This window comes from Hanstruepera flava, assembly GCF_023634025.1.
GTDB lineage: Bacteria > Bacteroidota > Bacteroidia > Flavobacteriales > Flavobacteriaceae > Hanstruepera > Hanstruepera flava.
Map to the genome: position 1 here is coordinate 686105 of NZ_JALJCW010000001.1, position 11681 is coordinate 697785.

Below are 11681 nucleotides of genomic sequence, written 5' to 3' on the forward strand. Positions count from 1 at the left end.
ATTAATAATTTTTACCAACTTGCCTTTTTAACACCAGGAATTAATCCTTGGTTAGCCATTTCTCTAAACAATACACGAGAAATACCAAATGTTCTCATATAACCTTTTGGTCTACCTGTAAGCTTGCAACGATTGTGCATACGTACAGGAGAAGCATTTTTTGGTAATTTTTGTAATGCTTCATAATCTCCAGCTTCTTTTAAAGCTTTACGCTTTTCAGCATACTTTGCTACCGTTTTTGCTCTTTTTACCTCACGGGCTTTCATTGATTCTTTAGCCATATCTTAATTCTTTTGAAAAGGTAATCCTAATTCGGTTAATAATGATTTTGCTTCTTTATCAGTTTCTGCAGAAGTAACAAATGTAATATCCATACCAGAAATCTTGTTTACCTTATCGATATCAATCTCTGGGAAGATAATTTGCTCGGTAATACCTAAATTGTAATTACCTCTTCCGTCAAATCCTGTAGCTTTAATTCCATTAAAATCTCTTACACGTGGCAAGGCTGATGTAATTAAACGATCTAAAAATTCGTACATTCTTTCGCCTCTTAACGTAACTTTTGCTCCAATTGGCATACCCTTACGTAATTTGAAAGATGCAACGTCTTTTTTAGATAGTGTTGCTATAGCTTTTTGCCCTGTTATAGTTGTTAATTCTTCAACAGCGTGATCAATTAACTTTTTGTCTGCAACTGCTGCACCAACTCCTTTAGATAAAACTATCTTTTGAAGTTTTGGTACCTGCATAACATTACTATAACCAAATTCGTCTGTAAGAGCTGCAATTACTCTGCTTTTATACTCTTCTTTAAGTCTCGGTGAATATGCCATAACTATATTACTTCATTTGATTTTTTGGAAAATCTCACTTTTTTATCGCCTTCCATTCTGTATCCAACTCGTGTCTCTTCACCATTTGATGTCAATAACGATAAGTTAGAAATATGAATAGCCGCTTCTTTTTCCACGATTCCTCCTTGAGGACTTTGTGCACTTGGTTTCATGTGTTTTTTCACCAAGTTTACCCCCTCAACAATCGCCTTGTTCTTATCTATTAATACTTGAAGTACTTTACCTTCAGATCCTTTGTGATCTCCAGCTATTACTTTTACAGTATCTCCTGATTTAATTTTAAGCTTTGTCATTTTATTTTTCATTAAAGCACTTCAGGTGCTAATGATACAATTTTCATGAATTGTTTATCACGAAGTTCTCTAGCAACAGGACCAAAAACACGTGTGCCTCTCATCTCACCCGTTGGGTTTAATAATACACATGCATTATCATCAAAACGGATATAAGATCCGTCTGGTCTTCTTACTTCTTTTCTAGTACGTACAACTACTGCAGTAGAAACAGCTCCTTTTTTTATGTTTCCATTAGGAGTCGCATCTTTAACAGAAACAACAATTTTGTCTCCTACAGAAGCGTATCTTCTTTTTGTACCACCTAATACACGAATAGTTAAAACTTCTTTCGCTCCGGTGTTATCAGCTACTTTTAATCTTGATTCAGTCTGTACCATAATTACTTCGCTCTTTCAATTATTTCAACTAATCTCCAACATTTAGATTTACTCATAGGTCTTGTTTCCATGATCTTTACAGTATCTCCAATGTTACAATCGTTTGTCTCGTCGTGCGCAACATATTTCTTTGTTTTTAACACGAACTTTCCATACATAGGGTGCTTTACTTTCTTAACCTCAGAAACTACAATAGATTTCTGCATTTTATTACTAGTAACAATTCCTATACGTTCTTTTCTTAAATTTCTTGTTTCCATCTTTCTGCAGAATTATTGTAATTCTCTTTTTGTTAATTCTGTCGCAATTCTAGCTATCGTTCTTCTTACTGAACGCAACTGAATTGGATTCTCTAGAGGAGAAATTGCATGAGCCAATTTCATTTCTGAATAACTCTTTTTTGTCTCACCAAGTTTCTCTTGTAACTCAGCTACTGATAATTCTTTTACTTCTGATTGTTTCATCGTATAAATAAATTATGCTTCGTAATCTCTAGCAATTATAAATTTAGTTTTAACTGGCAACTTTTGTGCAGCTAAACGTAATGCTTCTTTAGCAACATCTAACGGTACACCTCCTACTTCAAAAAGTATACGGCCTGGCTTAACTACAGCTGCCCAATACTCAACGGCACCTTTACCTTTACCCATACGTACTTCAAGAGGTTTCTTTGTAATAGGCTTGTCTGGAAATATTTTAATCCAGATAGATCCTTCCCTTTTCATGTAACGAGTAGCAGCAATACGCGCAGCTTCAATCTGGCGTGCTGTAATAAAACTTGAGTCTAATGACTTTATACCAAAGGTTCCACTTGATAAACGATGCCCTCTTCCGGCATTACCTTTCATGCGACCCTTTTGTTGCTTACGAAATTTTGTTCTTTTAGGCTGTAACATGCTTTCTTTTCTTTAAAAAATTACTTTCTACGACGTGATTTGTTATCTCTTCCACCACGTCCACCTTTTCCTTGCTTTTTAGATAAACCAACAAGCGGAGAAAGTTCTCTTTTACCATATACTTCACCTTTCATGATCCATACTTTAACACCTAATCTACCGTAAGTAGTATGTGCCTCAACTAAAGCATAGTCAATATCGGCTCTAAATGTTGATAAAGGAATACGTCCTTCTTTGTAGTGCTCGCTACGTGCCATTTCAGCACCATTTAAACGACCACTGATTTGGATTTTAATTCCTTCAGCATTCATACGCATTGTAGCAGCGATAGCCATTTTTATTGCACGACGGTAAGAAATTCTGTTTTCTATTTGACGAGCAATACTTGATGCTACTAAAAATGCATCTAGTTCAGGTCTCTTAATTTCAAAAATATTGATCTGAACTTCTTTTCCAGTAATTTTCTTAAGCTCTTCTTTTAACTTGTCTACCTCTTGACCGCCTTTACCAATAATGATACCTGGTCGAGCCGTAGTGATAGTAACGGTTACAAGTTTCAAAGTTCTTTCAATAATTACTCTAGAAACACTAGCTTTAGATAGACGTGCGTGAACGTACTTTCTTATCTTATCGTCTTCGGCAAGTTTATCGCCATAATCATTTCCTCCGTACCAGTTAGATTCCCATCCTCTGATAATTCCTAAACGATTTCCGATTGGATTTGTTTTTTGTCCCATATCTCTATTTAAGCTTGTGTGTTATTGTTAGCTCCAACCACTAATGTTACGTGGTTTGAACGTTTTCTAATTCTGTGTGCACGACCTTGAGGTGCTGGACGCAATCTTTTTAACATTGTTCCACCATCTACTCTAATCTCCTTAACAAATAATTCAGCCTCTTCAATGCTAGCATCTTCGTTTTTAGCTTGCCAGTTTGCAATTGCAGACAATAACAATTTCTCTAAACGATTTGACGCTTCTTTTTGGCTAAATTTTAAAATATTAAGCGCTTTTTCTACGCTTTCACCTCTTACTAAATCGGCTACTAAACGCATTTTTCTCGGTGACGTAGGACAGTTATTAAGTTTAGCAAAAGCAACTTGCTTTTTTCCTTCCTTAATAGCGTCTGCCATTTGTTTTTTACGACTTCCCATAGCTTACTACTTTTTACCTTTATTTTTAGCACCTGCATGACCTCTAAAAGATCGTGTAGGTGAAAATTCTCCTAACTTATGTCCTACCATGTTTTCAGTTACGTAAACTGGAACAAATTGACGACCGTTATGCACTGCAATTGTTTGACCAACAAAATCTGGTGTTATCATAGAGGCTCTTGACCACGTTTTGATAACTGTTTTCTTGTTAGCTTCTACATTAGCAGCTACTTTCTTCTCTAATTTATAATGAACGTAAGGTCCTTTTTTTAATGATCTTGACATGACTTATTATTTCTTTCTACGTTCTACAATATATTTATTACTCGCTTTTGTTTTAGAACGGGTTCTATAACCTTTAGCAGGTATACCATTTCTAGAACGTGGGTGTCCACCTGAAGACTTACCTTCACCACCTCCCATTGGGTGATCGACAGGGTTCATAACAACCGGTCTTGTACGTGGTCTTCTTCCTAACCATCTTGTTCTACCAGCTTTACCTGATACAAGTAATTGATGATCTGAATTTGACACAACACCTATAGTAGCCATACAATCAGCTAATATTAAACGTGTTTCACCAGACGGTAATTTTATAGTTGCAAACTTACCTTCACGAGCCATTAATTGTGCAAATGTACCAGCACTACGAGCCATAACAGCTCCTTGACCTGGACGTAACTCAACACAAGAAATGATTGTCCCTAAAGGAATTTGCGATAACGGCATTGCATTACCAATTTCTGGAGCGATATTCTCTTTTCCAGAAACAATAGTCTGACCTACTTGTAAGCCATTTTGAGCAACGATGTATCGTTTTTCACCATCTTGATAGTTCAACAACGCAATAAACGCTGTTCTGTTTGGATCGTACTCGATAGACTTAACTTCTGCTGGAATTCCAGTTTTGTTACGTTTAAAGTCGATAATACGATACCTTTTCTTATGACCACCACCTATATAGCGCATGGTCATTTTTCCGCGACTGTTTCTACCACCAGACCTTTTTTTCGGAGCTAATAAACTTTTCTCCGGCTTATCAGTAGTAATGGCGTCATACCCATTTACTACTCTAAAACGCTGCCCTGGCGTGATTGGTTTTAATTTTCTTACTGACATTTGTCTTTAATTACATGTTACTGTATAAATCAATCATTTCACCTTCCGCCAGTTGTACAATTGCCTTTTTAACAGCATTTGTTTTACCATGTTGAATACCAGTTTTTGTATACTTGGTACTTCTATCTGGACGGACATTTATAGTACGAACTTTTTCAACAGAAACGCCATAAGCAGCTTCCACCGCTTTTTTGATTTCTACCTTGTTCGCCTTCGTATTCACAGCGAATGTATAGCAGTTTCTTAACTCGCTATCTGCAGTCGCTTTTTCCGTGATTATGGGTTTAATTAAGATATTCATCTGTTTCTTATTTACTTAAATTCGTTTCAATTCCTTCTAAAGAACTCTCTAAAAGCACAACTTGATTAGCGTTAAGTATTTTATAAGTGCTTAATTCTGAATTAGTTACAACTTCAGAGCCTTTCAAATTGCGTGACGACAAATATACATTATTATTTGAAGCGCCCAACACAAAGAGAGATTTTTTGTTTTCTAGGTCTAAGGCCTTTAAAACAGCCGTGAAGTTTTTAGTCTTTGGAGTATCAAAATTAAAGTCTTCCAACACAACAATTGACTTCTCGTTAGCTTTCATTGTTAAAGCTGATTTACGAGCCAAACGCTTCACATTTTTGTTTAACTTAAAACCATAGTTTCTAGGTCTTGGACCAAACATACGTCCACCACCTTTAAAAACACCAGACTTAATACTACCAGCTCTGGCAGTACCAGTACCCTTTTGTTTTTTGATCTTACGCGTACTTCCAGCTATTTCAGCACGCTCTTTTGCTTTATGAGTCCCTTGTCTCTGGTTTGCCAAATATTGTTTAACATCCAAATAAACCGCATGATTATTAGGCTCAATAGCAAACACATCTTTAGAAAGTTCAACCTTTCTACCTGTGTCTTTTCCGTTAATATCTACAACTGCTACTTTCATTACTTTCTAATAATTACATAAGCGTTTTTGTGTCCAGGAACACATCCTTTAACAACAAGTAGATTCTTTTCAGCAACTACTTTTAAAACTCTTAAATTTTGAACTTTAACTGTTTCGCCTCCCATTCTTCCAGCCATTCGCATTCCTTTGAATACTCTTGCAGGATAAGAAGCGGCACCAATAGAACCTGGCGCTCTTAAACGGTTATGTTGACCGTGAGTAGCTTGACCTACACCACCAAAACCGTGACGTTTAACAACACCTTGAAAGCCTTTACCTTTCGAAGTTCCTGAAACATCAACAAACTCACCTTCTGCAAAGTGCTCTACAGTGATTGCATCACCTAACTTGTACTCCTCCTCAAAACCTTTAAACTCAACAACTTTGCGTTTCACAGAAGTTCCTGCTTTCTTAGCATGACCTAAATCAGCTTTGGTAGCACTTTTTTCTGTCGCGTCATCGAAACCAAGTTGCACGGCATTGTAGCCATCAACTTCCTCGGTTCTGACTTGGGTAACGATACATGGGCCAGCTTCAATTACTGTACATGGAATATTTTTTCCATTCTCATCGAAGATGCTGGTCATACCGATTTTTTTTCCTATTAACCCAGACATATTTATTAATTATTAATTGTTATTATTCTATTTATTAAAATTCAAGGCTGAAAAATACGTTTCAGCCTTGAATTGTATTTTTTCCGTTTTTCCCTAACCGTCGTTAAGGACATGTTTCTGTGCCTTACTTACACCTTAATCTCTACTTCAACACCACTTGGCAATTCAAGCTTCATTAAAGCATCGATAGTCTTTGAAGAAGACGAGTAAATATCTAATAATCTCTTGTAAGAGCTTAATTGAAATTGTTCTCTTGACTTCTTGTTCACGTGAGGTGAACGTAATACAGTGAAAATTTTCTTGTGTGTTGGTAACGGAATTGGACCTGTTACAACAGCACCTGTACTTTTTACTGTTTTTACAATCTTGTCAGCAGACTTATCTACTAAATTGTGATCGTAAGACTTTAATTTTATTCTAATTTTCTGACTCATTTTTCTTTAGATTTAAGCTTCAACGCCTTTAGCTGCTTTTATTACTTCTTCAGATATGTTAGAAGGAGTTTCAGCATAGTGTGAAAATTCCATTGTTGATGTTGCACGTCCAGAAGACAATGTTCTTAATGTAGTAACATATCCAAACATTTCTGATAATGGAACAATTGCTTTTACGGTTTTAGCACCAGCTCTGTCACCCATATCACTTACTTGTCCTCTACGACGGTTTAAATCTCCTACAATATCACCCATGTTCTCTTCAGGTGTAATAACCTCAAGTTTCATCATAGGTTCCATAATTACAGCTTTTGCAGCTTTTGCAGCATTCTTAAATCCAAGTTTTGCTGCCAATTCGAATGATAATTGATCTGAATCCACGTCATGGTAAGAACCATCTGTTAATGTTACTTTCATAGCATCAACTTCGTATCCTGCTAAAGGTCCATTTTGCATGGCCATTGTGAATCCCTTTTCAATTGAAGGGATAAATTCTTTAGGAACGTTACCACCTTTAATTTCTGAAACAAATTCTAAACCTTCTTTACCTTCTTCAGCTGGCTCTATAGTAAATACAATATCAGCAAATTTACCACGTCCACCAGATTGCTTTTTGTAAACCTCTCTGTGTTCTGCACGCTGTGTAATAGCTTCTTTGTACTCTACTTGTGGTTGACCTTGATTTACTTCAACCTTAAACTCACGCTTAAGACGGTCAACAATAATATCTAAATGAAGCTCACCCATTCCAGAAATTATAGTCTGTCCTGAAGCCTCGTCTGTTCTAACAGTAAATGTAGGATCCTCTTCTGCCAATTTACCTAAAGCCATACCTAGTTTATCAACATCTGCTTTTGTTTTAGGCTCAACAGCTATACCAATTACAGGATCTGGGAAATCCATAGATTCTAAAACGATAGGTGCTTTTTCATCAGATAATGTATCACCTGTTTTAATATCCTTAAATCCTACAGCAGCACCAATATCTCCAGCTTCAATAAAATCGATAGCATTTTGCTTGTTAGAGTGCATTTGATAGATACGAGAGATACGCTCTTTCTTTCCTGAACGGTTGTTCAAGATATAAGAACCTGCATCTAAACGACCAGAATATGCACGGAAGAATGCTAAACGCCCTACGAAAGGATCTGTAGCAATCTTAAATGCTAATGCAGAGAATGGATCTTTTACGTCTGGCTTACGAACTTCGTCTGCACCAGTATTTGGATTTGTCCCTACAATATTATCTCTATCTGTTGGAGAAGGTAAATAACGACATACAGCATCTAATAAAAACTGTACACCTTTATTTTTAAAAGAAGAACCACAAATCATAGGAATGATAGCCATATCCATTACAGCAGCACGAAGTGCAGCATGCACTTCCTCTTCAGTAATAGAATCCTCATCTTCCATAAATTTCTCTAATAAGTTCTCATCGTAAGTAGCTACTTCTTCAATAAGTAAAGCTCTATACTTTCTTGCTTCCTCTTTTAATTCGTCTGGAATTTCAATAACATCAAAAGTTGCCCCTTGAGTTTCATCGTGCCAAACGATTGCTCTATTTTTTACTAAATCTACAATACCTTTAAAGTCAATTTCATCACCAATGTTTAAAACAATTGGCACTGCGTTTGACTTCAACATATCCTTAACTTGTTGACAAACCGCTAAAAAGTTTGATCCTTGACGGTCCATTTTATTAACGAAACCAATTCTTGGAACTTTGTAGTTATCAGCTAGTCTCCAGTTAGTTTCAGATTGTGGTTCAACACCATCAACCGCACTAAACAAGAACACCAATCCATCCAAAACACGTAATGAACGGTTTACTTCAACCGTAAAATCTACGTGACCTGGAGTATCAATAATATTAAAATGGTAACCTTTAGTTTCATCTGTAGGTTGACCATTTTCTAACGGGAAGTTCCAAGTACAAGTTGTAGCAGCTGAAGTAATAGTAATACCTCTTTCCTGCTCTTGCTCCATCCAGTCCATAGTTGCAGCACCATCGTGTACTTCACCTATTTTATGAGAAACACCCGTATAAAAAAGAATACGCTCTGTAGTTGTTGTTTTTCCTGCATCAATATGTGCAGCAATACCTATATTTCTTGTATATTTTAAATCTCTTTGTGCCATCGTAAATTAAAATCTAAAGTGTGAGAATGCTTTGTTTGCTTCTGCCATCTTGTGTGTGTCTACACGCTTCTTAACAGCTGCTCCTTCTTCTTTAGCAGCAGCTAAAATTTCAGCAGCAAGTTTTTGAGCCATAGATTTTTCGTTTCTTTTGCGCGAATAGCCAATTAACCATTTCATTGCAGTTGAAACTTTACGGTCTGGACGAATTTGCATTGGAATTTGGAATGTAGCACCACCCACACGACGACTACGTACTTCTACGTGAGGCATCACATTTGATAAGGCATCCTTCCAAGTTTCTAAAGCTGTTTTTTCGTCGTCAGTTTTCTTTTCCTCTACAATATCAATTGCATCGTAGAATACTTTAAAAGCTACTGACTTTTTACCATCCCACATCATCATGTTAACAAAACGTGTTACTAACTGATCATTAAAACGTGGATCTGGTAAAAGCGGTCTTTTTTTCGCTTGTCTTTTTCTCATGTCTTCTTCTTAAAGTTCTTTAATTACTTTTTAGGGCGTTTTGCACCATATTTAGATCTACGTTGTGTTCTACCTGCAACACCTGCTGTGTCTAAAGCACCACGAACGATGTGATATCTAACTCCTGGCAAATCTTTTACCCTTCCACCTCTAACCAATACTATCGAGTGCTCTTGTAGGTTGTGACCTTCTCCTGGGATGTAAGCATTCACTTCCTTACCATTAGTTAACCTTACCCTTGCAACTTTACGCATTGCCGAGTTTGGCTTCTTAGGTGTAGTTGTGTAAACACGCGTACAAACCCCACGTCTTTGTGGACACGAATCTAAAGCAGCCGATTTACTCTTCTTGGTTATTTTGGCTCTTCCTTTTCGTACTAATTGTGAAATTGTTGGCATATATTTCTATATAAATTTTGTTTAACCTCACTTTTGAGGGCTGCAAAGGTAGAAATTAATTTGAATTTTTCAAATGTTAATAGATTAATTTTCAGTAGAAAATAAAAATCCTGCGATGCATTATATTTTAACTGTAGTTTTTGCGTTAATTTTACAATTCAAAACCTAAATTTAAAGCGTGCGAAAAACTCTTCTTTTACTCCTTATTATATATATAGGTTTTTCTTCTGAAACATGGTGCCAGAACCTTCAATTAAAAGTTAGTGGAAATGACAGTCTTGAAACGGCTACAATAGATTCCATTGGATACACTAAAATACATCGTGATTTTTCATCAATGGAAAAAGAACTCGACACGCTCTATTATACTATTAACTCATTAGGTTATATTGAAAGCAACAGACATCCTCTAACCAAAGTTAACGACTCACTTTTTCTCACTACAATAGAATTAAATAAAAGGTTTGGCACCATTAAAATTTATTATGACAAAAGCCTGGTCTCAAAAGCCATACTAAATCAGGTTTCTGAAAACGTGACAGAAGAGGCATTTATATTGGATTTCAGGAATATTGAAAGCGCTCTCGAATTTATCAATCTAAAAACATCTGAAAAGGGATTTCCTTTTGCCGAGTTAAAACTAGACAACATTATAAAGAATGACGACAACAGTTTAGAGGCTAACTTAATAATAGCAAACACCAATCAGTCTCGATCAATAAATAAAATTATAGTTCGTGGTTATGATAAGTTTCCTAAATCCTATTTAAAACATTACTTGAAAATTAAAACCGGTAATGTTTTGAATTTAACAGAAATTAAAAACAAAACCCAACAACTAAATGACTTGCCTTTTGCCAACCAAATAAAGGAACCTGAAATCCTATTTTCTAAAGATTCAACCATACTCTATTTATATATAGAAAAGAACAAAAGCAATGCATTTGATGGGTTTCTTGGATTTGGAACAAATGAAAACACCAACAAACTAGAATTTAACGGCTACCTAGATTTACAACTTGTCAACAATTTGAATTTCGGAGAATCGTTTACACTTAAATACAAAAGTGATGAAAATGACTTAAGAACCTTTGATGTAAAGCTTTTTTTACCTTATCTATTTCAAACACCTCTAGGCCTTGAGGGCGAGTTAAACCTTTTTAAAAAAGATTCGTCTTTCACAACATCTTATCAAAAATTAAAATCGCACTATCAAATCAATCCAAAAAACAGAATAGCTATAGGCCTAAAGGCAATACAATCAAATAATCTTTTGAATCAAGAAAACAACAACCCTTTGATTCAAGATTACAAAACCACATTTTACAATGTAAGGTATGAGTTTTTATATCGACAAAACCAAAGTAGACTTTTTCGCAACAATGCATTAATTGATTTGGAGCTAGGAACAGGGAACAGAAAACTTGAAAGCTCAAAAACCAGTCAGTTTGAATATTCACTTGAAGCTTTTAAGATTTTCAATCTTAACAAAAGGAACAGTGCTTACATTAGATTAAAAAATATAAGCTTGTTTTCTGACGACTATCTGGAGAACGAATTGATTCGCTTTGGCGGCATAAACTCCATTCGTGGTTTTGAAGAAAATAGTTTAAGCGCTACCTTTTATGCCCTACTTAATACTGAATACAGGTACTTATTAAGTTCTAACTTCTACCTTCATTCTATAATTGATGTCGCCTATTTCGAAAATGACATCATAAATCAAAAAGAAAAGCTTTACAGCATAGGCTTTGGTTTTGGCATTCTTACCAATGCAGGATTATTACGATTTAATTATGCAAACGGAAAGTCTGAAAATCAAAATTTCAAACTATCAAATTCTCAAATCCATATAAGTTTATCTGCAATTTTTTAAGAATTACAGTACATTAAAAGCGGTTTTTTGAAAAAAAAATTAAAATTTTAACCCTTAATTATTGTTTAATTAACTTTTTATTATGATTTTTGGCG

At 35.5% G+C, this 11681-nt stretch carries 19 protein-coding genes; 1 reads left to right on the plus strand and 18 read right to left on the minus strand.

Annotated features, from left to right (window positions below):
- Positions 1–11 precede the first annotated feature (11 nt).
- The 18 genes from rpsN to rpsL all read right to left on the minus strand — a co-directional run bounded on the left by rpsN (position 12) and on the right by rpsL (position 9710).
- Positions 12–281, minus strand: coding sequence for a 30S ribosomal protein S14 (rpsN, locus tag MTX13_RS03230; protein ID WP_223032968.1), 270 nt, complete (start codon positions 279–281; stop codon positions 12–14).
- Positions 282–284: 3 nt separating this feature from the next.
- Complete coding sequence (gene rplE / locus MTX13_RS03235) at positions 285–836, minus strand: 50S ribosomal protein L5 (protein ID WP_250432961.1); 552 nt, start codon at positions 834–836, stop codon at positions 285–287.
- Positions 837–838: 2 nt separating this feature from the next.
- Positions 839–1150, minus strand: coding sequence for a 50S ribosomal protein L24 (gene rplX / locus MTX13_RS03240; RefSeq protein ID WP_223032966.1), 312 nt, complete (start codon positions 1148–1150; stop codon positions 839–841).
- 11 nt (positions 1151–1161) lie between these two features.
- On the minus strand, positions 1162–1530 hold the full coding sequence (gene rplN / locus MTX13_RS03245) for a 50S ribosomal protein L14 (protein WP_103051232.1): 369 nt from the start codon (positions 1528–1530) through the stop codon (positions 1162–1164).
- Between the two features lie 2 nt (positions 1531–1532).
- Positions 1533–1790 carry a 30S ribosomal protein S17 gene (gene rpsQ / locus MTX13_RS03250; RefSeq protein ID WP_040492188.1) on the minus strand — a complete coding sequence of 86 codons (258 nt, stop codon included), beginning with the start codon at positions 1788–1790 and terminating at the stop codon, positions 1533–1535.
- Positions 1791–1802: 12 nt separating this feature from the next.
- Entirely contained in the window at positions 1803–1994 is a 192-nt protein-coding gene (gene rpmC, locus MTX13_RS03255; protein WP_223032965.1) for a 50S ribosomal protein L29, read from the minus strand.
- 12 nt (positions 1995–2006) lie between these two features.
- A complete protein-coding gene (gene rplP / locus MTX13_RS03260; RefSeq protein WP_223032964.1) occupies positions 2007–2426 on the minus strand; it encodes a 50S ribosomal protein L16 in 420 nt (139 codons plus the stop codon).
- Positions 2427–2446: 20 nt separating this feature from the next.
- Positions 2447–3163 carry a 30S ribosomal protein S3 gene (gene rpsC, locus MTX13_RS03265; protein WP_104735692.1) on the minus strand — a complete coding sequence of 239 codons (717 nt, stop codon included), beginning with the start codon at positions 3161–3163 and terminating at the stop codon, positions 2447–2449.
- Between the two features lie 8 nt (positions 3164–3171).
- Positions 3172–3579, minus strand: a complete 408-nt coding sequence (gene rplV / locus MTX13_RS03270; protein WP_223032963.1) for a 50S ribosomal protein L22 — start codon at positions 3577–3579, stop codon at positions 3172–3174.
- A 6-nt stretch (positions 3580–3585) separates the two neighbouring features.
- Positions 3586–3864, minus strand: coding sequence for a 30S ribosomal protein S19 (gene rpsS, locus MTX13_RS03275; protein WP_072349809.1), 279 nt, complete (start codon positions 3862–3864; stop codon positions 3586–3588).
- Between the two features lie 6 nt (positions 3865–3870).
- Entirely contained in the window at positions 3871–4698 is an 828-nt protein-coding gene (gene rplB / locus MTX13_RS03280) for a 50S ribosomal protein L2 (RefSeq protein WP_250432962.1), read from the minus strand.
- 10 nt (positions 4699–4708) lie between these two features.
- Positions 4709–4999, minus strand: a complete 291-nt coding sequence (gene rplW, locus MTX13_RS03285) for a 50S ribosomal protein L23 (RefSeq protein ID WP_223032961.1) — start codon at positions 4997–4999, stop codon at positions 4709–4711.
- A 7-nt stretch (positions 5000–5006) separates the two neighbouring features.
- Positions 5007–5636, minus strand: coding sequence for a 50S ribosomal protein L4 (gene rplD, locus MTX13_RS03290; RefSeq protein ID WP_223032960.1), 630 nt, complete (start codon positions 5634–5636; stop codon positions 5007–5009).
- On the minus strand, positions 5636–6253 hold the full coding sequence (rplC, locus tag MTX13_RS03295; RefSeq protein WP_223032959.1) for a 50S ribosomal protein L3: 618 nt from the start codon (positions 6251–6253) through the stop codon (positions 5636–5638). The genes rplD and rplC overlap by 1 nt, the downstream gene beginning before the upstream one ends.
- A gap of 128 nt (positions 6254–6381) precedes the next feature.
- Positions 6382–6687, minus strand: coding sequence for a 30S ribosomal protein S10 (gene rpsJ, locus MTX13_RS03300; RefSeq protein WP_007650482.1), 306 nt, complete (start codon positions 6685–6687; stop codon positions 6382–6384).
- A 12-nt stretch (positions 6688–6699) separates the two neighbouring features.
- Positions 6700–8829 (minus strand): elongation factor G, encoded by a 2130-nt coding sequence (gene fusA / locus MTX13_RS03305; protein ID WP_250432963.1) that lies wholly within the window; start codon positions 8827–8829, stop codon positions 6700–6702.
- A 6-nt stretch (positions 8830–8835) separates the two neighbouring features.
- Positions 8836–9312 (minus strand): 30S ribosomal protein S7, encoded by a 477-nt coding sequence (gene rpsG, locus MTX13_RS03310; protein WP_223032957.1) that lies wholly within the window; start codon positions 9310–9312, stop codon positions 8836–8838.
- A 23-nt stretch (positions 9313–9335) separates the two neighbouring features.
- Entirely contained in the window at positions 9336–9710 is a 375-nt protein-coding gene (rpsL, locus tag MTX13_RS03315; RefSeq protein ID WP_006795815.1) for a 30S ribosomal protein S12, read from the minus strand.
- A gap of 178 nt (positions 9711–9888) precedes the next feature.
- On the opposite strand from rpsL, the gene MTX13_RS03320 reads away from it, so the two are divergent.
- Complete coding sequence (locus MTX13_RS03320; protein WP_250432964.1) at positions 9889–11586, plus strand: POTRA domain-containing protein; 1698 nt, start codon at positions 9889–9891, stop codon at positions 11584–11586.
- Positions 11587–11681: the final 95 nt, after the last annotated feature.

Excerpts from the sequence above, each read along its gene's own strand:
- rpsN (WP_223032968.1), bottom strand. The coding sequence starts at position 281 with ATGGCTAAAGAATCAATGAAAGCCCGTGAGGTAAAAAGAGCAAAAACG.
- rplE (WP_250432961.1), bottom strand. The coding sequence starts at position 836 with ATGGCATATTCACCGAGACTTAAAGAAGAGTATAAAAGCAGAGTAATT.
- rplX (WP_223032966.1), bottom strand. The coding sequence starts at position 1,150 with ATGACAAAGCTTAAAATTAAATCAGGAGATACTGTAAAAGTAATAGCT.
- rplN (WP_103051232.1), bottom strand. The coding sequence starts at position 1,530 with ATGGTACAGACTGAATCAAGATTAAAAGTAGCTGATAACACCGGAGCG.
- rpsQ (WP_040492188.1), bottom strand. The coding sequence starts at position 1,790 with ATGGAAACAAGAAATTTAAGAAAAGAACGTATAGGAATTGTTACTAGT.
- rpmC (WP_223032965.1), bottom strand. The coding sequence starts at position 1,994 with ATGAAACAATCAGAAGTAAAAGAATTATCAGTAGCTGAGTTACAAGAG.
- rplP (WP_223032964.1), bottom strand. The coding sequence starts at position 2,426 with ATGTTACAGCCTAAAAGAACAAAATTTCGTAAGCAACAAAAGGGTCGC.
- rpsC (WP_104735692.1), bottom strand. The coding sequence starts at position 3,163 with ATGGGACAAAAAACAAATCCAATCGGAAATCGTTTAGGAATTATCAGA.
- rplV (WP_223032963.1), bottom strand. The coding sequence starts at position 3,579 with ATGGGAAGTCGTAAAAAACAAATGGCAGACGCTATTAAGGAAGGAAAA.
- rpsS (WP_072349809.1), bottom strand. The coding sequence starts at position 3,864 with ATGTCAAGATCATTAAAAAAAGGACCTTACGTTCATTATAAATTAGAG.
- rplB (WP_250432962.1), bottom strand. The coding sequence starts at position 4,698 with ATGTCAGTAAGAAAATTAAAACCAATCACGCCAGGGCAGCGTTTTAGA.
- rplW (WP_223032961.1), bottom strand. The coding sequence starts at position 4,999 with ATGAATATCTTAATTAAACCCATAATCACGGAAAAAGCGACTGCAGAT.
- rplD (WP_223032960.1), bottom strand. The coding sequence starts at position 5,636 with ATGAAAGTAGCAGTTGTAGATATTAACGGAAAAGACACAGGTAGAAAG.
- rplC (WP_223032959.1), bottom strand. The coding sequence starts at position 6,253 with ATGTCTGGGTTAATAGGAAAAAAAATCGGTATGACCAGCATCTTCGAT.
- rpsJ (WP_007650482.1), bottom strand. The coding sequence starts at position 6,687 with ATGAGTCAGAAAATTAGAATAAAATTAAAGTCTTACGATCACAATTTA.
- fusA (WP_250432963.1), bottom strand. The coding sequence starts at position 8,829 with ATGGCACAAAGAGATTTAAAATATACAAGAAATATAGGTATTGCTGCA.
- rpsG (WP_223032957.1), bottom strand. The coding sequence starts at position 9,312 with ATGAGAAAAAGACAAGCGAAAAAAAGACCGCTTTTACCAGATCCACGT.
- rpsL (WP_006795815.1), bottom strand. The coding sequence starts at position 9,710 with ATGCCAACAATTTCACAATTAGTACGAAAAGGAAGAGCCAAAATAACC.